General features: G+C 74.3%; 14 protein-coding genes. 9 read left to right on the top strand and 5 right to left on the bottom strand.

Annotated features, from left to right (window positions below):
* Positions 1-202 precede the first annotated feature (202 nt).
* On the top strand, positions 203-703 hold the full coding sequence (locus ACZ407_RS00785; protein WP_468124327.1) for a hypothetical protein: 501 nt from the start codon (positions 203-205) through the stop codon (positions 701-703).
* 16 nt (positions 704-719) lie between these two features.
* Here the strand turns inward: ACZ407_RS00785 and kstD are convergent, their stop codons facing one another.
* Entirely contained in the window at positions 720-2,501 is a 1,782-nt protein-coding gene (kstD, locus tag ACZ407_RS00780) for a 3-oxosteroid 1-dehydrogenase (RefSeq protein WP_468124326.1), read from the bottom strand.
* Positions 2,502-2,708: 207 nt separating this feature from the next.
* Positions 2,709-3,857, bottom strand: coding sequence for an aminoglycoside phosphotransferase family protein (locus ACZ407_RS00775; RefSeq protein ID WP_468124325.1), 1,149 nt, complete (start codon positions 3,855-3,857; stop codon positions 2,709-2,711).
* A 265-nt stretch (positions 3,858-4,122) separates the two neighbouring features.
* On the opposite strand from ACZ407_RS00775, the gene ACZ407_RS00770 reads away from it, so the two are divergent.
* Positions 4,123-5,616 (top strand): DNA-binding protein NsdB, encoded by a 1,494-nt coding sequence (locus ACZ407_RS00770; RefSeq protein ID WP_468124324.1) that lies wholly within the window; start codon positions 4,123-4,125, stop codon positions 5,614-5,616.
* Between the two features lie 102 nt (positions 5,617-5,718).
* Here ACZ407_RS00770 and ACZ407_RS00765 read toward each other — a convergent pair whose 3' ends face one another.
* Both ACZ407_RS00765 and ACZ407_RS00760 read right to left on the bottom strand, forming a co-directional pair.
* Positions 5,719-7,158: a PP2C family protein-serine/threonine phosphatase gene (locus ACZ407_RS00765; protein ID WP_468124323.1), complete on the bottom strand. Its 1,440-nt coding sequence runs from the start codon at positions 7,156-7,158 to the stop codon at positions 5,719-5,721.
* 228 nt (positions 7,159-7,386) lie between these two features.
* Complete coding sequence (locus ACZ407_RS00760; RefSeq protein ID WP_468124321.1) at positions 7,387-7,638, bottom strand: SCO4226 family nickel-binding protein; 252 nt, start codon at positions 7,636-7,638, stop codon at positions 7,387-7,389.
* Between the two features lie 346 nt (positions 7,639-7,984).
* Between ACZ407_RS00760 and ACZ407_RS00755 the strand changes: the two genes are divergently transcribed.
* The 4 genes from ACZ407_RS00755 (at position 7,985) to ACZ407_RS00740 (ending at position 14,569) form a co-directional block, all read left to right on the top strand.
* On the top strand, positions 7,985-10,309 hold the full coding sequence (locus ACZ407_RS00755) for a xanthine dehydrogenase family protein molybdopterin-binding subunit (RefSeq protein ID WP_468124319.1): 2,325 nt from the start codon (positions 7,985-7,987) through the stop codon (positions 10,307-10,309).
* Positions 10,310-10,322: 13 nt separating this feature from the next.
* On the top strand, positions 10,323-10,781 hold the full coding sequence (locus ACZ407_RS00750) for a (2Fe-2S)-binding protein (RefSeq protein WP_468124317.1): 459 nt from the start codon (positions 10,323-10,325) through the stop codon (positions 10,779-10,781).
* A 364-nt stretch (positions 10,782-11,145) separates the two neighbouring features.
* The gene (locus tag ACZ407_RS00745) at positions 11,146-12,636 is read left to right on the top strand and encodes a helix-turn-helix domain-containing protein (protein ID WP_468124315.1); all 1,491 of its coding nucleotides are present in this window, start codon (positions 11,146-11,148) and stop codon (positions 12,634-12,636) included.
* 19 nt (positions 12,637-12,655) lie between these two features.
* Entirely contained in the window at positions 12,656-14,569 is a 1,914-nt protein-coding gene (locus ACZ407_RS00740; protein WP_468124314.1) for an APC family permease, read from the top strand.
* A gap of 135 nt (positions 14,570-14,704) precedes the next feature.
* On the opposite strand, the gene ACZ407_RS00735 is transcribed toward ACZ407_RS00740, so the two are convergent.
* Positions 14,705-15,799 (bottom strand): hypothetical protein, encoded by a 1,095-nt coding sequence (locus tag ACZ407_RS00735; RefSeq protein ID WP_468124312.1) that lies wholly within the window; start codon positions 15,797-15,799, stop codon positions 14,705-14,707.
* A gap of 476 nt (positions 15,800-16,275) precedes the next feature.
* Here ACZ407_RS00735 and ACZ407_RS00730 point away from each other — a divergent pair, with 476 nt between their 5' ends.
* From ACZ407_RS00730 to ACZ407_RS00720, 3 genes are all read left to right on the top strand, one after another.
* Positions 16,276-16,686: a hypothetical protein gene (locus ACZ407_RS00730; protein ID WP_468124310.1), complete on the top strand. Its 411-nt coding sequence runs from the start codon at positions 16,276-16,278 to the stop codon at positions 16,684-16,686.
* Between the two features lie 780 nt (positions 16,687-17,466).
* On the top strand, positions 17,467-18,633 hold the full coding sequence (locus ACZ407_RS00725) for a PLP-dependent cysteine synthase family protein (protein WP_468124309.1): 1,167 nt from the start codon (positions 17,467-17,469) through the stop codon (positions 18,631-18,633).
* Positions 18,630-19,913, top strand: coding sequence for an MFS transporter (locus ACZ407_RS00720; protein ID WP_468124307.1), 1,284 nt, complete (start codon positions 18,630-18,632; stop codon positions 19,911-19,913). The genes ACZ407_RS00725 and ACZ407_RS00720 overlap by 4 nt, the downstream gene beginning before the upstream one ends.
* Positions 19,914-20,144: the final 231 nt, after the last annotated feature.

The raw sequence follows: 20,144 nt of genomic DNA, 5'->3' as shown, positions 1-20,144 counted from the left end.
CGCGCGCCGGGCGTCCGCCACCCACTGGCCCAGCGGGAAGCCGGCCGGCAGCCCGCCGGGCCGCTCCGGCGTGTCCGGGGCCCGGCCCGGCAGCCCCCGGCCCGGCCGGGGTGGGGGCTGCCGAGGCCGCCCGGCTTCGCGCGGTGCCGCAGGTCGCGGGCCCGGGCGCCGGGAACCGCGCCCGGCCCCGTACCATGGCGGCATGTCCTTCCTCCGCCGCCGCAGCGCCGCCACACCCGCCGGCCCGGACTTCGACGTCCTGGCCATGGACCCGGGGGACTGGCCTGGGAATCTCGGGGCCGGCCTGCTTCCCGCACCCGACGGCAGCTGCCAGGGCGTCTTCCTGCGCTACGACCTGTTCGGCGGCCGCGGCCCCGCCATGATCATCGGCAACCTCCCCGAGGGCTCGCCGGCCCGGGACCTCGCCGACAAGGAGGTGCCCTTCGAGGTGGCCCAGCTCCTCATCGCCCTCGAGAACGAGGAAGAGGTCGAGGTCACCGGCACCGAGGACTGCCCGGTCATGCAGGGCGACAACCTCCTCATCGTGCGCAAGATCAAGCTCTCCGAGACCCGTATCTCCTGCGTCCAGTTCGACCGCAGCGACAACGTGCTCGTCACCATCGCCAGCTGGGACCGGCCGATCAGCGACGACCTCTACGCGCTGCTCAAGCCGCTCCCCGCCGAGCTCTTCCAGCAGGGCTGATCCGGGACCCGAGCGCTCAGGCGCCCGCGATGTCGTTCGCCGCGATGTAGCCGAACGTCATCGCGGGCCCGATGGTGGAACCCGCTCCCGCATAGCTGTGGCCCATGACGGCGGCGCTCGCGTTCCCCGCCGCGTACAGGCCGGGGATCACCGAGCCGTCCTCCCGCAGCGCCCGGGCCCGCTCGTCCGTCACGATGCCGCCCTTGGTCCCCAGGTCCCCCGGCACGATCCTGAAGGCGTAGAACGGCGGCGCCCAGACCGGTGCCAGGCAGGAGTTCGGGCCCACCGCCGGGTCCGTGTAGTAGTGGTCGTACGCCGTGTCCCCGCGGTGGAAATCGGGGTCGCTCCCGTTCCAGGCCTGCGCGTTGAACCGGTTGAGGGTGGCGCGGAAGGCCGCCGCCGGCACCCCGATCTGCGCCGCGAGCGCGTCCCAGGTCCACGCCTTCTTCACCGCGCCCGACGCGTACCAGGAGTCCGGGAAGGCCAGGGTCGGCAGCACGTCCTTGAACAGGTATTTGTTGCGGTAGTTCTGGTCCACCACCAGCCAGGCCGGGATGTGCGAGCCCGGCGCCCCCTTGTCCCGCTCGTACATCACGTGCACCACGTCGCTGTACGGCGCGGCCTCGTTGACGAACCGGGCCCCCGCCGCGTTCACCACCAGCCCGCCGGGCAGGGTGCGTTCGGCGAGGCAGAAGTACGGCTCGCCGGGGAGCGGGATGGACGGGCCCCACCACGCGTCCTCCATGAGGGCGAGCGCGGCCCCCGCCCGCTGCCCGGCCCGGATGCCGTCCCCGGTGTTCTCCTTGGCCCCCACCGACCACTGGGTGCCGATGGGCTGCTGCTGGTACGCGGCCCGCATCCCCGCGTCGTGCTCGAAGCCGCCCGAGCCGATCACGACCCCCTTGCGGGCCCGGACCACGCTCCGTACGCCGCCCTGCTCGACCACCACCCCCGTGACCGCCCCGCCCTCCCGGACCAGGTCCACCAGCGGGGTCTCCAACCACACCGGCACCCCGGCGCGCATCAGCCCGGCACGCAGTCCCGCGGCCAGCGCCTGCCCCATGGTGAGGGGCTTCTCCCCGCACAGGGCCGCCTTGGTGCCGCGGGCCAGGCACTCGGTGGACACCGCCAGGCCCTTGGCGCTCACGGCCGCCAGGGTCAGCCACTTGTAGTCCTGGCTGAAGACCACCATCCCGGCCGGCACCGGCATGTACGCCGGGTTCAGCCGGGCCAGTTCGGAGCCGAGGACGTTGCCGTCGAGCTGGTCGGGTTCGATGGAGCGGCCGCCGGGCAGGCCGCCGGGGAGGTCCGGGTAGTAGTCGCTGTAGCCCGCCATGAAGCGGAACTTCAGCGGGCTGTTGGCCATCACGAAGTCGAGCATCCGCGGCCCGTTCGCGAGGAACGCCGACCGGCGGGCGGCCGGCACGTCCGGGCCCACCACCGCCGCCAGGTACTGCTCGGCCTTCTGCGGGGTGTCCGGCACCCCGGCCGCCAGGATCACGCTGTTGTTGGGCAGCCAGATGCCGGCGCCCGAACGGGCCGCGGAACCGCCGAAGGTGCCGGCCTTCTCGACGACCACGCAGCTCAGGCCGCGTTTCGCGGCGGTCAGCGCGGCCGTCATCCCGGCGGCGCCGGAGCCGACCACGACGAGGTCGTACTCGCCGAGGACCGGGCCCTCCGCGGCCCGGGCGGCGGCCGCCGGCAGTCCGGCGGCCAGGGCGCCCGCGCCGGCCCCGGCGAGGACCGTACGGCGGGAGGGGTTGGATGGGCGGGCGGGGCGGGAGGCACGAGCGGACATGGGCAGGCTCCAGCGGTGGGGAGGAGAGGGCGTCCCGGGCATCTGATGCTGGGTCAGCAAGGTGTTCGCGGGATCATGTGATGTCAAGGCACGTGCGCGCCATCCGCGCCCCGCGGCCGGCCGCCCCCGACATGCGGAATCCCGTGGCGGGGGCCGATGCCTGGCCCGCCACGGGATTCCGGGACCCGTCTGCGCCTCCTCCGCCGGCTAGCGGGTGCCCACCGCCGCCCGCACCGCGCGCCGTGCCATGCCGCAGTCGTCGTGCAGCCTGCGCAGCAGCAGCCGCTGCTCCTCGCCGGAGGTCATCGGCGCCCCGGGGCCGCCGGCCCCCGCGAGCACCGGCGCCGACGCGTTCATCGAGCGCTGCACCGCCAGCTCGTACGTGCGGATCTCCCGGGTCAGCACCAGCATCAGGTTGACCAGGAAGGCGTCCCGCGCCACCGGGCCCGCGGCCTGCGCCAGCTGGCTGATCTGGCGCCGCGCCACCGGCGCGTCCCCGAGGACCGTCCACAGGGTGGCGAGGTCGTATCCGGGCAGGTACCAGCCGGTGTGCTCCCAGTCGAGCAGGACCGGGCCGGTCGGCGACAGCAGCAGGTTCGACAGCAGGGCGTCGCCGTGGTTGAACTGCCATTGGCTGCCGGGCTGCTTCGCCCCGGCCAGGGCCAGGCCGTGCAGCAGCTTCTGGAGGTCTCCCAGGTCCCGGTCGGTCAGCAGACCGAGCTCGTGGTACCGGGAGATGCGGGAGGCGTAGTCCAGGGGCCGGCCGAACAGCTCGGCCGGCGGCCGCCACTGGTTCACTCGGCAGACGGCCCCCAGAGCGGCCCGTACGTCCGCCCGCGGCGGTGCTTCGACCGGGTGCCGCTGCAGGGCAGCGACACGTCCGGGCATCCGTTCCACGACCAGCGTGCAGTTCTCGGGGTCCGCGGCGATGAGACGGGGAACCCTGACCGGCGGCCGGTGGCGGACGAACGCCCGGTATGCAGCTATTTCATGCCGGTACCGCTCGGCCCAGGCCGGCGAGTGGTCCAGTAGAACCTTGGCGACCGCGGTCGTCCGCCCGGTGGTGCCCACCAGCAGAACCGATCGCCCGCTGCGCCGCAGTACCTGGACGGGTGCGAACTCCGGACAGATCCGGTGCACCGAGGCGAGTGCCGTCCGCAGCTGGGCTCCCTGCGGTCCGGACAGGTCGAGTCTTCCGCTCAGCGGCTGCGGCGCGAGCCCGGGGGCCCGCCGGAGCCGGGCGGCGCCCTGCGCCGGGACCGGGCCGCGGCCGGGCTCCAAGTAGGGGCCGCCGCCCGCCTGGAAGGTGCGGTAGGGCCGTACGGGGGCGGACACGGAGGACGATGCTGCGTACATGGTTGATACGGATCCCTTCGTGCGCCGACGAGTTGCGTACGCCTTCCCGTCCCGGAACCGCGGACACCCTGGGGAGTGCCGCACGGCTGCCGTTCAACCGGACCACTCCGGCCGGTCGGCGACCGGGGCGGGGAGGCGCATTCCTACCTGACACCCGGGCGCGGGTGGCCTTCCACGTGGCGCCCCCTGGCGAAGCCTGGCGAATAGTCGCTCGGCATCTTCGAGGGGGTTACTGTCAACACAGCCGAGAACCTGGGGGCTTGACGTGAGCAGAGGACCCAACACCCGCCTGAACGACCTGTTCGGCCTGGCCGGCTGGTCGAAGGGCGAACTCGCACGGCTGGTCAACCGGCAGGCGGCGGCCATGGGCCACCACCAGCTGGCCACCGACACCTCGCGGGTGCGGCGCTGGATCGACATGGGGGAGACCCCGCGCGAACCGGTGCCGACGGTGCTGGCGGCTCTGTTCACCGAGCGGCTCGGCCGTGTCGTGACCATTGAGGACCTCGGGTTCGTACGGCAACGGCGCGCCACCAGAAAGCCGCAGGCGGGGGTGAAGGAGAACCCCGACGGGCTGCCCTGGGCGCCGGAACGGACGGCAGCGGTCCTCACCGAATTCACGGGAATGGACCTCATGCTCAACCGACGCGGACTGATGGGCGCGGGCGCCGCGCTCACCGCCGGATCGGCGCTCAGCAGTGCGATGCACGACTGGCTGCACACCGACCCGGCCCTCTCGTTGGACGCCCCTCGCCACTCCAACCCCCTGCACGCCGATCCGGCCGGAGCCGACCGCTACGAGGCGGCACCCATCGGCTCCCAGGAGATCGATGCCCTGGAACGGTCCGTGGAGGTCTTCCGCGCCTGGGACGCGTCCCGGGGCGGCGGCCTCCAGCGCAAGGCCGTCGTGGGCCAGCTGAACGAGGTGGGCGGCATGCTCGCCTACCGCCACCCCGACCACCTCCAGCGGCGCCTGTGGGGCGTCGCCGCCAACCTGGCCGTCCTCGCGGGCTGGATGTCGCACGACGTCGGCCTCGAACCGACCGCCCAGAAGTACTTCGTCATCGCGGCCCACGCGGCCCGCGAGGGCGGCGACCGGCCGCGGGCCGGCGAGGCGCTCTCCCGCGCCGCCCGCCAGATGGTCCACCTGGGCAAGCCGCACGAGGCCCTGGACCTGATGCAGCTGGCCCGGTCCGGGTCCGGGGAGGAGACCCTGCCGCGCACGCGGGCCATGCTGCACACCATCGAGGCCTGGGCGCAGGCCGCCCTGGGCAAGGGGCAGGCGATGCGGCGCACCCTCGGCGAGGCCGAGGACCTGTTCGTCTCGGACAAGGGCGACGTGCCGCCCCCCAGCTGGATGCAGCACTTCGACGAGGCCGACATGCACGGCATGCAGGCCCTGGCCTTCCGTACCCTCGCCGACCACGACCCCTCCGCCGCGCCGGTCGCGCAGCGGCACGCCCGCGAGGCCCTGCGGCTGCGCGCCGCCGGACACCAGCGCTCGCAGATCTTCGACTACATCTCGATGGCCTCGGCGTGCTTCATCGCCGACGACCCCGAGCAGGCGGACCGCTACGCGCGGCTGGCCCTGATGTCCATGGGCGAGACCTCCTCGCACCGGACCTGGGACCGGCTGCGCGAGATGTACCGGCTGACCGGCCAGTACGCGGGCTACGCGAAGATCGAGGACCTCCGCGAGGAGATCAAGCTCGCGCTGCCGAAGAGCCCGTCCCGCCGCCCGCGCGGCACGGAGATCTGACCGGGCCGACCGCTGGGAACACGAGGAACACAGGGAAAAGCACGCAACAGCCATCCCGGGACCGGGACGGCGGGGCGTCGTGCGCGCCGGAGGGGCCGGCGGTCAGCAGCCGACCCGCGCCACGAGCACGCACGCGTCGTCATCGCGGCCGGTCCCGCCGAACTCCTCGACCATGATGCGGACGCAGTCCTGCGCCGTACGCGCCTCGGTGAACCGGGGCGCGAGCGCCAGCAGCCGTTCCGTACCGTCCGTGTGCCCGAAGCCCGCGCTGCGTGCGGACAGCCCGTCCGTGTGCAGGACCAGGACGTCGCCCCCTTCGAGGCGCTCGTCGGTCTGCCCGTACGCGGCGCCCGAGGTGGCGCCGAGCAGCACGCCTTCGGGCCTGATCAGGGCCCGCCCCGTCCCTCCGCGGAACAACAGCGGTGCGGGGTGGCCCGCCTGCGCCCAGGACAGGGTGCGGGTCGCCGGATCGAAGCGGCAGCACACCGCACTGCCCAGGGCGGGCTGCACGGAGGTCTCCAGGAGCTGGTTGAGCCAGCCCATCAGCGGGCCGGGCTCGATGCCGGCCATCGCCATGCCCCGCAGGGCGCCCAGCATCATCGCCATGCCCGAGGTGGCCGCGACCCCGTGTCCGGTGAGGTCCCCGACGGTCAGCATCGAGCTGCCGTCCGGCAGTTCGAGTGCGTCGTACCAGTCCCCGCCGATCAGCGCGCTGCTGGCGGACGGCAGGTAGTGCGCGGCCAGGTCGAGCGCGCCGGTGCTGCCGTACGGGAAGCGCAGGGTGCCGCGCCAGGCGGGCAGCACCGCTTCCTGGAGCTCGACGGCCAGGCGGTGTTCGGTCCGGGCGATCTGCCGCTGCCGCTGGAGGGACTCTCCGGACTCGCGCACGGCCTGCTCGCTGCGGCGCAGTTCGCTCACGTCGCGGACCACGGCCCAGACGGAGGCGGTGCAGCCCTCGGCGTCGAGCACGGGTTCGCCGCGCATGTGCAGGGTGCGCAGGCCGCCGTCGGCGCGGGCGATGCGGAACTCCCCGTCGATGGGCTTCCCGTCCACGAGGCAGTCGGTCATCATGGCGGTGACCTTCGGCTGGTCCTCCGCGAACAGGGTGGACCAGAACTCGTCGAGGGTGAGCGGGCCGCTCTGCGGGTCCCGTCCGAAGATCTGGAACAGCTCCTCGGACCAGGTCACTTCGTCGGTCAGCAGGTTCCAGTCGGCGGTGCCCACCCGGCCCTGCTGGGGCTCGGCGTCCGGGGCCGGCGCGGCTCCGGGGCCGGCCGGGGCGGCGGGGGAGGGCTGGGCGGGGAGGACGGGCAGGCCGTCCTTCAGGCGTCCCAAGTGCTCGCCGAGGTCGTCGAGATGGTGGACGGCCAGGTCGCACAGGGCGCGCTGCCAGCGTCCGTGCGCGTCGTCGTCGTCCACCACGGTGTCCCGCCGGACCGCGTCCACCTCGCCGCGCAGCTGTCGGGTCTGCGTGATGAGCGCGTCCACCGGGCCGGGCTCGGACGGTTGTGCGGAGCGGTCCGCGGGCAGGGGGGACGGCATGGGGAACTCCGATACAGGCGCGTCGCGGCGGCTCTGAGGGAAGGGCCGGTAACGACTGTTGCACAGCCCGCGAGGGCCCGTAAGGTGTTTGGCAACATCCGTTACGGTGGTGCTTCTGGCATATGCCAAGGGCCTCTTGGGGTCCGTACGCTGTGCGAATGTTTCCGGCCACTCCCCGGAGCCGCCCGCTCCGCGCCTGCCCGGTGCGCTCCCCTTCCGGCGGCTCCGTCAGGTGACGGTGATGGGCACGGGGTGGATCTCGGCGGCCGGGTGGCCGCTGCGCTCGTGGATCCGCTGCACGGCCTCCGCCGACGGCGCCTCCGACAGGCAGTAGACGTGCCCGGAGACCGGGTCCGCCCACGCGCGCTCGAAGTGCACTCCCTCGTCCTTCTCTATGGCCAGGTCGGCTCGGTGGGCCGCGGCCAGCTGCTCGGTCGTGATGCCCTTCATGCCGGTGTGCACGTCCATGTACTTGCCCATGGCCGGTGCCACCTCCTCGCTCCGCGGGTGGGTTGCTCCTTCCATCGTGCGCCCGGCGGGCGCCGCGGGCCACCGGCCGGGAGGGGCGCCGGGCGGCGGCCGGAAACCGGCGCTCCGCGGGGTGCGGGGCGCGCGGGGGCGCCCGCTCAGGCGGTCGAGTACGCCCTGCCTGTCCGAATCGCTCCGTCCGGGGCGGTGCCCGGTCCGCCGAGCCGGTGCGCGGGGGGGCAGGCCGCCTGTTCCCGCATCCGCCGACGACTTCCGCCCGGTGCCGGAGGCTCGCTACCCTACGTGCCGGTAACCGACCGGGAGAGCCCCGGCGCAACGGCGGGGTGGGGCGGAGACGATGACGGTGCAGGGCCCGGACCAGGAGCGACGCAGCCACCGGGAGGACCGGACCGGGCTCGGGTCCGGCAGCGGGCACGGGGAGGCGGACGACGCCCGCGGGAAGGCGGACGGCGGCGCCGCCGGCACCGGCCGGCGCTCCTTCCTCACCGCACTGATCGCCGCCCCCACCCTGGCCCTCGCCACCCGGATCGGCGCCGACTCCCTCGCCCCGCAGGCCGCGCACGCCGTCGTGCCCTCGCTGCCGGCGCCCGCCGATCTCGTGGACCTGGGCGACCTGTTCATCATCGCCGGGGCGCCCACCGCCCACCTGCTCGTGCTCCGGGTGGAGGCCGACGGCGCCATCCGCTTCCGGCTGCCGCGCACCGAAGTCGGCCAGGGCATCACCACCGCCGTCGCCATGCTGATCGCGGAGGAACTCGACGCCCCGCTCTCCGACGTGCACATCGCCCTGGAGGACGCCCGGCCCGAACTGCTCTTCAACCAGCTCACCGGCAGCTCCAACTCCATCCGCTCGCTGTACGGGCCGGTCCGCCAGACCGCCGCCACCGCCCGGGCCCGGCTGGTCGCGGCCGCCGCCCGCACCTGGTCCCTGCCGGCCGGCTCCCTCACCACCCGCGCGGGCGCGGTCCACGCCCCGGACGGCCGCAGCGCCCCGTACGGCAGCCTGGCCGCGGCCGCCGCGGACCCCGGGCTGCCCGTCCTGCCCGCCGCCCCGAAACCGGCCTCCCGGCACACCCTCGTGGGGCGCCCGCAGAACCGCATCGACGCCCGCGCCATGGTCACCGGACGCCAGCAGTACACCCTGGACCTGGACGTGCCCGGGGCCAAGCCCTGCGTGCTGCGCCGCCCGCCGTCCGTCGGCGGCACCGTCCGGTCCGTGGCCAACGCGGACGCCGTACGGGCCATGCCCGGGGTCCTGGACGTGGTCACCGTCCCGACCGGGGTGGCGGTCGTCGCCGAGACCTTCGGCCAGGCCCTCGACGGCCGCGCGGCCCTGGAGGTCACCTGGGGGCCGGGGCCGGCGGACGCGCTCTCCGACGCCGGCATCCGCAGCAGGCTGCGCGCCGCGGCCCCGCCGCCGCTGGTCCCGCCGCTGCTCACCGCGTACGTGGACGCCGAGTTCGACTTCGCCTTCGTCAGCCACGCCCCGCTGGAGACCAACTGCGCGGTGGCCGACGTGCGCCCCGACCGCGCAGAGATCTGGGCGGGGCTCAAATCGCCGATCGTGGCCCAGCAGACCATCGCCGCCCGCCTCGGCCTGCCGGTGGACAAGGTCACCGTGCACGTGGTGCAGGCCGGCGGGTCCTTCGGGAGGCGGCTGTTCTTCGACGCCGCCCTGGAGGCCGCCCTCGTCTCCCAGGCCAGCGGGCGCCCCGTCCGGCTCATGTGGACCCGGGTGGACGACACGCGGCACGGCCGCATGCGGCCCGCCAGCCACCACCGCATCCGCGCCACCCACGCCCTGGGCCAGGTGCTCACCTTCGAACACCGGGTCGCCGCCGCGGAGACCGACTTCCGGCACGGCCTGGGCGAGATGCTCACCGCCACCGCCGCGAGCCTGCCCGCCGGCCTCGGCAACGCCACCTTCGCCCAGACCCTCTTCCTCACCACGGTCAAGTCCCCGTACCACTTCGGCCTCACCACGCAGACCCTCACCGAGGTGCCCACCGGCTTGCCCACCGCCTCCTGGCGCTCGGTGTACTCGGCCAACACGCGCGGCGCCGAGGAGATCGTCGTGGACGAGCTCGCCGCCCGGCTCGGCAAGGACCCCGTCGCCTTCCGGCGCGAGTTCCTCAAGACCGACGCCCAGCGCGCGGTCCTCGACAAGGTGGCGGCCGATGGGGAGTGGGGGCGGCCCCTGCCCGCCGGCTGCGCCCAGGGCATCGGCTTCCACGAGGAGTACGAGTCCCGCACCGCCTGCCTCGTCGAGATCGACACCCGCGACCCCGAGCACGTGCGCGTCACGAAGGCCGTCATCGCCGCGGACGTCGGCCGCGCGGTCAACCCGCGGGGCCTCGAAGCCCAGTTGCTCGGCGGGCTCACCGACGCGGTCTCCACCACCCTGCGGGCCGGCCTGCACATCGACAAGGGCCTTCCGCTGGAGGGCAGTTACAGCCAGTTCCACTACGCCCGCCAGCGCGACACCCCGACCGACGTGCGCATCTTCGTGATGCCCGCCACCGGGGAGCCCGGCGGCGCCGGTGAGCTCGGCGTGCCCGCCGCCGTCGGGGCGATCGCCAACGCCTACGCCAGGGCCACCGGCACGAAGCCGCGCAGCTTCCCCCTCGACTTCGACGTCGACTTCACCCCCTACCCGCGCTAGCCAGGAGTCCCCCGTGCCCTCGCACACCTTCACCGTCAACGGGCGCAGCGTCACCGTCGACGCCCCCGACGATCTGCCCCTGCTCTGGGTGCTGCGCGACCTGCTGGGGATCCGCGGGCCCAAGTACGGCTGCGGAGTCGACGTCTGCAAGGCCTGCACCAGCCACCTCGACGGCGCGGCCGTCCGGCCCTGCGTGGTCCCCGTCCGCGAGGCCGCCGGCCGGGAGGTCACCACCATCGAGGGGCTCGCCGACGGCGAGGACCTGCACCCCGTGCAGGAAGCCTGGCTGGAGCAGGACGTGGCCCAGTGCGGCTTCTGCCAGCCGGGCCAGATCATGGCCGCGGTGGACCTGCTCAAGCGGACCACGGAGCCCACGGACGCCGACCTCGACGCGATCGCCAACATCTGCCGCTGCGGCACGTACTTCCGCATCCGGGAGGCGATCCGCAGCGCGGCCGCGAAGATGCGCTGAACCGGCCGGAGGGGGCCCGGTGCTCCCCCGTTGGAACTCGAACACCGGGCCCCCGCCGCTCATGTCGCCGGACCGAGACGGGTGTGCGGCGGGTGCACTCGGTGCAGCCGTCCCCGCCGCTCTCGGCCCGGCACGCACCAACCTAGGCGCGGGACGTCCGCGGCACAGGATTCCTCCTGCCCAGTGGGACGGGGGAGACGGGTACCACAGCGCACAGTCTCCGCAGGGTGGTTGAATCCCGGGAGTCGAGGCGAGGGGGCGCACCCCTCCGTGCTGAAGGGAGCGGGCCATCTCGCACCACCCGGCCGCCGGCGCCCCAGCCGCCGCAGCGTCCGCGGACTCCCCGTGGGCCCGCTCCGATCTCGTGCTCAAGGCCCACCGCCTCGCCCTGACCGGCGGTTCCGAAGCCCTGCTGCGCTGGCTGGCGGGCCGCACCGGCGCCTGGACCGGGCTGGCCGGCCCGGACGGCGGGGTGCTGGCGGCGGCCCCCGGCCCGCCCACCGCCGCGGCGGCCGGACTGCTGGCCCGGGGCACCGCCGAGCTGTGCGCGCGGGGGTTCCGCTCGGCCGTGCTCGACGGTCCCGCAGCCACCCTCGTGCTCGTCGCCCTCGACGAGCCGGGGGCGGGCCGGGCGGCCGCTCCGGGCCGCGTGCTGGCCGCCGTGGCCCCGCGCCCCTGCCCGCCGGAGCTCTCCTCGCTGCTCGCGGACGCCGCCGTACCCCTGGCCCTGGTGCTGCGGGCCGAGGAGGCCGACCGCCGGCACGAGCAGGCGGCCCTGGCCGAGTCCCGGGCCCGCGAGGCCGTCCTCCACCTGCTGATGAACGGCAGGCTGTCCACCGCCCGCCAGGTCGCCGAGACGCTCACCCCCGGCCTGCCGGACCCGCTGCGCATGTACGTCGTCGAATGCCCGGCGGGGCAGCGCGCCCGGCTCGCCCGGACCTGCGCGGAGCTCACCCGCGGCCGCGCCTGGATCGTGCCCTGCCCCGTCTACGTACGCCACCTCATCGTGTTCGTACCGGCCGGGACGCCCCGGCCGGGGGACGGGCCGGACCCGCTGGCCGGGGCCCTGGCGGCAGCCGCCCCCGAATGCACCGTCGGGGTCAGCGAGGAGAGCACCCTGCACGAGGCCCGCGAGGCCTACGGGCAGGCCTTCCACGCCCTGGCCGTGGCGCGCGGCCGCGCGGACCGGTACGCCCGCTTCGGCGTCGGTCCCGAACTCGCCCTGGCCGCGCATCCGGCGGGCGCGGGCTGGGCCGCGGAACTGCTCGCACCGCTCCACGCGCACCGGCCGCGCCGGCCGCAGGACCCCGGCGGCCAGGAGCTGCGCGCCACCGCCCACGCCTGGCTGGACTTCACCTCGCACGCCACCCGGCTGCTCAAACTGCACCGCAACACGCTCGCCGGCCGGCTGCGGCACATCGAAGGGCTCCTCGGCCTGGACCTGTCCGCGCTCGCCGACCAGTCCGCCCTGTCGCTCGCCCTGCGGCTCACCCCGGGCGGCCGTACGGAACCGGACCCGGGGGCCGCCGCAGCGGCCACGCTCGACGAGGTGCTCGGCCACCCCTCCGTGGTCCGGTGGGCCCGCCGCCAGCTCCGCCCGCTGTCCTCGGCCGACGCCCCGCCCGGAGCGCGGGAGACGCTGCGGACCTGGCTGGACCACGGGGCCCGGCTCGCGCCCACCGCGGCGGCGCTCGGGCTCTCCGTACCGGGTGCGCGCAAGCGGCTCACCCGGCTGGAGGTCCTGCTGGAACGGTCCCTGCTCCAGTCGCCCAGCGCCCGGTACGACCTGTGGATCGCCCACCGGGCCGAGGAGCTGTCGGCCGTTGCGTGTGTCACGGCAGAACAAAAGGGGTGAATGCGTCGATCATGCCCCAATGAGGCGTATCCATCCGAAGCGCGTCCTCGTCGGCGAGCCGCTCGACACGGCGCGCCTGGGCGAGACCCTGCTCCCCAAACGGCTCGCACTGCCGATCTTCTGCAGCGACCCCCTCTCCTCCGTGGCCTACGCCACCGAGGAGATCCTGCTCATCCTCGCCCTCGGCGGGGTCACCCTCCTGCACCTGACCTGGTACGCGGCGGCCGCCATCGTCTTCCTGCTCGTCGTGGTCATCGCCTCCTACCGGCAGACCTGCCACGCCTACCCGGGCGGCGGCGGCGCGTACGTCGTCAGCTCCGAGAACCTCGGCCCGACCGCCGCCCTCACCGCGGCCAGCGCCCTGCTCGTCGACTACGTCCTGACCGTCGCGGTCTCCGTGGTCTCCGGGGTGTCCGCCATCACCTCGGCCGTCCCCGCCCTCCACGAGCACCAAGTCGCCCTCTCCGTCGGCTTCGTGGCGCTCCTCACGGTGATGAACCTGCGCGGGGTGCGCGAGTCGGGCCGCGTCTTCGCGGTCCCCACCTACGGGTTCATCCTCGTCATCTACCTCATGTTCGCGTGGGCCGCCGTACGCCTTGCCACCGGCGGCACGATCCGCGCGGAATCCGCCGACCTGCCCGTGCACGCCGAAGGCAGCTTCGCCGGCCTGGCCCTGGTGCTGCTCGCCCTCCGGGCCTTCGCCTCCGGCTGCACGGCCCTCACCGGCGTGGAGGCGATCAGCAACGGCGTGCCCGCCTTCCGCCGCCCCAAGGCCCGCAACGCCGCCAACACCCTCGCCATCATGGGCCTCTTGTCGGTCACCATGTTCATGGGCATCACGGTCCTCGCCCTCGTGTCGAAGGTGCACGTCGCCGAGAGCCCCGTCGATCTCGGCCTGCCCGCGGACGCAGCCACCTCCACCGCACTCGCCCAGATCGGACGGGCCACCTTCGGCGACTGGCACGCCCTGTTCTACGTGCTCCAGGCGGTCACCGCGGGAGTGCTGATCCTCGCCGCGAACACCGCCTTCAACGGCTTCCCGATGCTCGCCTCGATCCTCGCCAAGGACCGCTACGCGCCCCGCCAGCTCTACAACCGGGGCGACCGGCTCGTCTACTCCAACGGAGTGGTGCTGCTCGCCCTCGCCGCCATCGGCCTCATCGTCGCCTTCGACGCCGAGCTCACCCGCCTGATCCAGCTCTACATCATCGGGGTGTTCGTCTCCTTCACCCTCTCCCAGGCGGGCATGGTGCGGCACTGGCGCCGGGAACTCGCCTCGCCCGCCACCCCCGCCGAGGGCCGCCGCCACATCCACCGGGCCATGGCCATCAACGCGGTCGGCGCGGCGATGACCGCCCTGGTCCTGGTCATCGTGCTGATCACCAAGTTCACGCACGGGGCCTGGCTCGTGGTGATCGCCATGCCGCTCCTCTTCCTCGGCATGAAGGGGGTCCGCAGGCACTACGACCAGGTGGCCCGGGAGGTGGCGCCGGCCGCAGGGGCCACGCCGCACCGGCCCGCCCGGCACCACGTGGTCGTGCTGGTCTCGGCGGTCCACGCCCCCACCCTCAAGGCCCTCGGCTTCGCCCAGGCCCTGCGGCCCGACACCCTGACCGCCCTCACCGTCGCGGCCGACGAGGACGCCGAACGGCTGCGCGCCGACTGGGCGGTGTGGGACCTCGACGTTCCGCTGAAGATCCTGCACTCGCCCTACCGCGAGGTCGTCGGCCCGATCCTCGCCCACGTACAGGAGCTCACCGCCGAGGACCCCGGCGGGATGGTCTCCGTGGTCATCCCCGAATACGTCGTCGGCCACTGGTGGGAGCAGCCGCTCCACAACCAGAACGCCCTGCGGCTCAAGGCCCGGCTGCTGTTCACCCCGGGGGTCGCCGTCATCGACGTCCCCTATCTCCTCGCATCCGCGCGCAACTAGGGCCTGTTCTGGGTTCGGATCATGGTGTGCTGATTCGCCGCGCGAGGCATTCGTGGCCTGGTGGAAGTCCGGTGTGGCGCGCGGCGATCCGACCGATGGCTGAGGGGAGTTGATCGAACCGTCCCTGCCGGTGGGTCAGCGTTGGGCCGGATCCCGGCCTGCGCCGGCAGTTCGCCAGTCGGCCGGGGCCGCTGAGGCCGGTGCGTCTGCGCGGGCCGTCTCGGTGGGTGGGGCCGCTGAGGTCGCCGCGGTGGCGCAGACGGGGCGGGTCCGGGCGGCGTAGGAGCGTGCGGCCGCGAGGAGGGCGAAGCCCAGGCCGCCGAAGGCCATTCCACCGAAAGCTGCCAGCCAGAGAGTCCCGGAGAGGGTGGCGCCGAGATCCGTGTCGAGTTTGGGGGCCGGCAACACTCCGAGGGCGGCGAGCGGAGCGTAGATCACCAGGAGGACCCCGTACACCGACAGACCGAACGCGGTCAGCCAGGCCGGGATCAAGGGCAGCAGACGTGGTACACGGCGCCCGGACAGGATAAGCGTCCAGGGGGGAAACACTTGCCCCCACGGGTACATCAGCCCGGTCAGGAGAAAGAATCCGAGTCCCGCGGCCAGCACAGTGACATCGATGCCCACCTCGGCGAGCGCCTTCGCCACCTCCGATCCGCCGGAGTTCGACTCCTTCCACTTCTCGGCCGTGATGCCGAGCGCGTCACCGCCCAGCGTCCAGATGGTCTTTACTCCGGCCCACGGCAGCATCCCGCACATCAGCAGGTAGGCCAGCCTCCTGGTACGTGGGGAGGCGGTCGAGGCGCCGGGATGGACAAGCGGGGCATCATGGCCGCCCGTGTGCTTCTGCCCGCAGCGCGGGCAGGCACCAGCCAGCCGTCGGCGGTACGACAGAGCGACGAGGACGAGGAGAGCAGTGAGGGCCGAACTCAGCAGCACATGGGCCAGGCCGGTGGCGCTCTCCAGCCCTGAACCGGAGGCCAGGGCAACGAAGTAGCCCGGCAGGCCCGTCGCGCCCATCGCCAACACCGGGGTGGCCAGGACGAGCGCACCCCCGATCGCCATCCGGCCAGGCTGGGCCACCCGTCGCCTGGTGGCCCAGGAGGCGACACCGGCGGCAATGGCCAGGCCGGCCAGGATCAGCTGGGCGATCGGCGAGTAGGGGGTGTGCAGGGTGAAGGGCACCGTGGTTCCCGTCACGGTCCAGGTGGCCTCGACGATGGCGTACACCGCGCAACAAGTCACAGCGGCGGCAGGCGCCCACTCGGGCCAACGCCGCGACCAGCCGGGTGTCGGGGCGAGGGGTGCTGTCCCCTCATGTGTCCGTGTCCTTGCAGGGATAGTCACCGTGACCTCCGGCTTCCGCGATCCTGACAATTCATGCTCTGCCGGGTCGGTTTCCGGTCGCGTCAGCCCTACGGACCATTCCCCTCCCCCGCGCGGGGGAGGGGGCGGCTCGGTGGTCTACATACTGGACAGGTGGCGCCGAACTTCGACGGCATCTCACGCCACTCCCACTCATCGTCCGTCAGTTCCGTACGCGCCATACCGGGCTTCCACCAGCCCAGGACAACCACCGGAGAGGCATCCCGCATCTTGATCACTACGCGAGACAGGGCCTGGTTCAGAGAGGTGGCGATTTGTCACCCTCAGACGGGCCGAAATGCCTCACCTTCCCTACCGCGGGCCTGAGTTATGATCACGCCGTGATGACGAGAAGGTCACGTTCCGGCACCCCGGGCAGCCGCGTCGCGGCCGCCCTGCGGGGTTCGGCCATGGCCGTACTCGTCCTGCTGGCCCTGCTGTTCACCCACGCCGCCGCCCCCGACTCGGCGCCGGCCCACCTCACCGCGGTGGCAGCCGCGCCCGCCGGGCACGCGCCGCACGCCCCCGGACCGCACGGGGGCCACGGCTCCGCGCACAGCGTCGAGGCGTGCGCCATGGGCAAGCCCCAGCCCGGCCCGCAGGCGCCGCAGCCCCTGCGCTCGGAACTCGGCTCGGCCGCCGCGGACGGCACGCCCGCGGTGGCCGCCCGGCCGGCCCTCGTGCCCGCGGCCACGGGCGGCTTCGTCGTCGCGATACCGCATGCGGCCCAATCGGCGGTGCTGCGCCTGTAGGCGGGCGGGCTGCGGGTCCGGACGACGGACCCGGTCCGGGGCCCGCGGTCCCCGGTGTCCCGACCTGCCGAGGGGCCTTGGTGCCCCCGTGCGCCGGCCGGTATGCACCGGGCGTCCGGTGGCCGGTGCGCCTGTTCGCGGAGTGCCGTCCGCCCGGGGTCCGACTCCCGGTGCGGGCCGGTCTTCCGCCGCGGTGTGATCCTCGCGCTCCGATCCGGGCGGTCCGATCCGGGCCGGGCCGGTGCACGGGGCCGGTACTCGCGTCCGGTGTGAGCCGGCGGACCGTGTGCGGTCCGATCCGGCGCCGGTGGGCCGCCGCGTCTCGCCTCCCGGCCGGACCTCCGTACGGGACCCCGCCGCGGTGGACGCCTGCGTACCGGCGCTCCGTCCCCGACCTCGGTGCGCGACCTCCGTACCGGACTCCTCCGCGGGTCCGTGCGTGAGCTCCGCACCGGACTCCTCCGCGGGTCCGTGCGCGACCTCCGTACCGGACTCCTCCGCGCGCGTCCGTGGGTGATCTCCGTGCGGGGTCCGGGCGGGACGTCCGTACCGGAGCCTCCGTGCGGGGTCCCTGCGTACCGGACCGCTCCCCGCCGGGCCCTCCGTCCGCACCGTGACCAGGGGAACCCGCCCCGCGCCCGCGGCGGCGGTGTCCGCCGTGCCCCGTCGCCCCGGCGGCCGACCGGTCACCGCGGTGCCGCGCACCCGCAGCCTCCGTCTCCGCAACCGCAGCCGCCGTACCGCATCCGCACGCTTCCGTTCCGATCCGAGAGCGAGACCATGCACTCTCCGACCACCAGCGGCACCGCCCCCGGCGGGGCCACCCTCGCCGGACTCGTCGGCAACACCCCCGTCCTGCGCGTCTCCCGCCCCTTCACCGGCGGGGACCGCGGGTTCTGGGCCAAGCTCGAAGGCTTCAACCCCGGCGGCATCAAGGACCGTCCGGGCCTGCACATGGTGGAGCGCGCCCGCGACCGCGGGGACCTGCGGCCCGGGGGCCCCATCGTCGAGTCCACCAGCGGCACCCTCGGCCTCGGGCTCGCCCTCGCCGGGATGGTCCACGGGCACCCGGTCACCCTCGTCACCGACCCCGGGCTCGAACCCTCCATGGTCCGCCTGCTCACCGCGCACGGCGCCCGCATCGACACCGTCCCCGAGCCGCACCCCACCGGCGGGTGGCAGCAGGCCCGCCGGGACCGCGTGGCCGAGCTGCTCGCGCAGGACCCCCGCGCCTGGTGCCCCGACCAGTACGGGAACCCCGACAACGTCTCCGCCTACACCTCGCTCGCCCTCGAACTCGCCGGGCAGCTCGGCCACATCGACATCCTCGTGTGCAGCGTGGGCACCGGCGGCCATTCCGCCGGGGTGTCCCGGGTGCTGCGCCAGCTCCAGCCGGGGCTGCGGCTGGTGGGCGTGGACACCGTCGGCTCGACGATCTTCGGGCAGCCCGCCCGGCCCCGGCTGATGCGCGGCCTCGGATCCAGCATCCACCCGCGCAACGTCGCGTACCCGGACTTCTCCGAGGTGCACTGGGTCGCCCCCGCCGAATCCGTGTGGGCCTGCCGCCGGCTCGCCGCCTCGCACTACGCCACCGGCGGGTGGAGCGTGGGCGCCGTGGCCCTCGTCGCCGGGTGGCTGGCCCGGACCCGGCCCCGCGCCACCCGGATCGCCGCGATCTTCCCCGACGGGCCGCAGCGCTACCTGGACACCGTGTACGACGACGCCTGGTGCGAGCGGCACGGGCTGCTGGGCGGCGAGCCCGCCGCCGGTCCGGACGAGATCGCCCACCCCGGGGAGCGCGAGGTCACGCGGTGGACCCGCTGCGCCCGCGTGGTGGACCCGATCGGGCGCGGCGGGACGGCGCCGGAAGCTGCCGCGGGGGCGGCGGCGGATGGTGCGGCCGGGGCTGCGGGGGCGGCGGCCCCGGCGGGAGGTGGGCTCCGATGACCTCCGCGCTCGCGCAGTTCCGCTCGTACGACCGCAGCGTGCGGCTGCTGATGGTCAACCAGTTCACGATCAACCTCGGCTTCTACATGCTCATGCCGTACCTGGCGCAGCACCTGGCCGGGGGGCTCGGTCTGGCCGGCTGGCTCGTCGGACTGGTCCTGGGCGTACGGAACTTCAGCCAGCAGGGCATGTTCCTGATCGGCGGCACCCTCGCCGACCGGCTCGGCTACAAGCCGCTGATCGTGGCGGGGCTGCTGCTGCGCACGGCCGGGTTCGCCACCCTCGGGCTGGCCGGCTCGGTGCCCGCCCTGATCGCCGGCTCGGCCGCCACCGGGTTCGCGGGGGCGCTGTTCAACCCGGCCGTACGGGCGTACCTCGCGCAGGACGCGGGGGAGCGCCGGATCGAGGCCTTCGCCCTGTTCAACGCCTTCTACCAGGCGGGCATCCTGCTCGGACCGCTCGTCGGCATGGTCCTGTCGGGGGCCGGGTTCCGGTCGACCTGCCTGGTGGCCGCGGGGGTGTTCGCGGTGCTGGGCCTGGTCCAGCTCCGTGCGCTGCCCGCCCGGCGGGGCGAGACCGGGGGCGGGCCGCGGCAGGGGGTGCTCGCCGAGTGGCGCGGGATCCTCGCCAACCGGCGGTTCCTCGTCTTCGCCCTCGCGATGAGCGGCTCGTACGTGCTCTCCTTCCAGGTCTACCTGGCGCTGCCGCTGGAGGCGCGGCGGGTGGGCGGGCCGGGGGCGGCCGGGACCGTCGCGACCGCGGCGCTGTTCGTGGCCTCGGGGCTGAGTACGGTGCTGTTCCAGACCCGGGTCACCGCGTGGTGCCGGGCCCGGCTGCGGCCGGACCGGGCCCTGGCGGGCGGAGTGCTCTGCATGGCGGCCGCCTTCCTGCCGCTGCTCGCGGCGGGCGCGGTGCCGGTGCCGGCGGGGGGCGGGGCGGGGCGCTGGGTCCTGGCGGTCCTGCCGCCCGCGCTGTCGGCGCTGCTGCTGGCGCTGGGCACGATGGTGGCCTATCCGTTCGAGATGGACCGGATCGTGCGGCTGGCCGGGGAGCGGTTGGTGGCGACGCATTACGGGCTCTACAACACGGTGTGCGGGGTCGGGATCACGCTGGGGAACCTGCTGACCGGGGCGGCCCTCGATGCCGCTCGCGCGGCGGGGCTGTCGGCTGTGCCGTGGCTGGCGCTTGCCCTGCTGGGGCTGGTGTGTGCGTGGGCCCTGCGGCCGGGGCCCCTGGGGCTCCGCCCCAGACCCCGCTCCTCAATCGCCGGAGGGGCTTGATTTCGCCGGGGCGATCCTGAGCCGGGGCGGCGTTCCGGGCGAAGCGAAACCCAGCCCCTCCGGCGTTGAGGTGCGGGTCTGAGCGGAGCGAACTCAGCCCCTCCGGCGTTTGAGGAGCGGGTCCGGGCGGAGCCCGGTGCCCGGCGCCAGCCGGGTTGCCGGGGGGGGGGGGGGGGGAGGGGGGGGGGGGGGAAAAAAGGCAAAAAGAGAGATAGAGCGAAACCACGAACA

The sequence above is a fragment of the Streptomyces sp. NPDC030809 genome, assembly GCF_055572195.1.
Note: the sequence above shows the minus strand (reverse complement) of the source record. Positions and strands in the feature narration are given on the sequence as shown.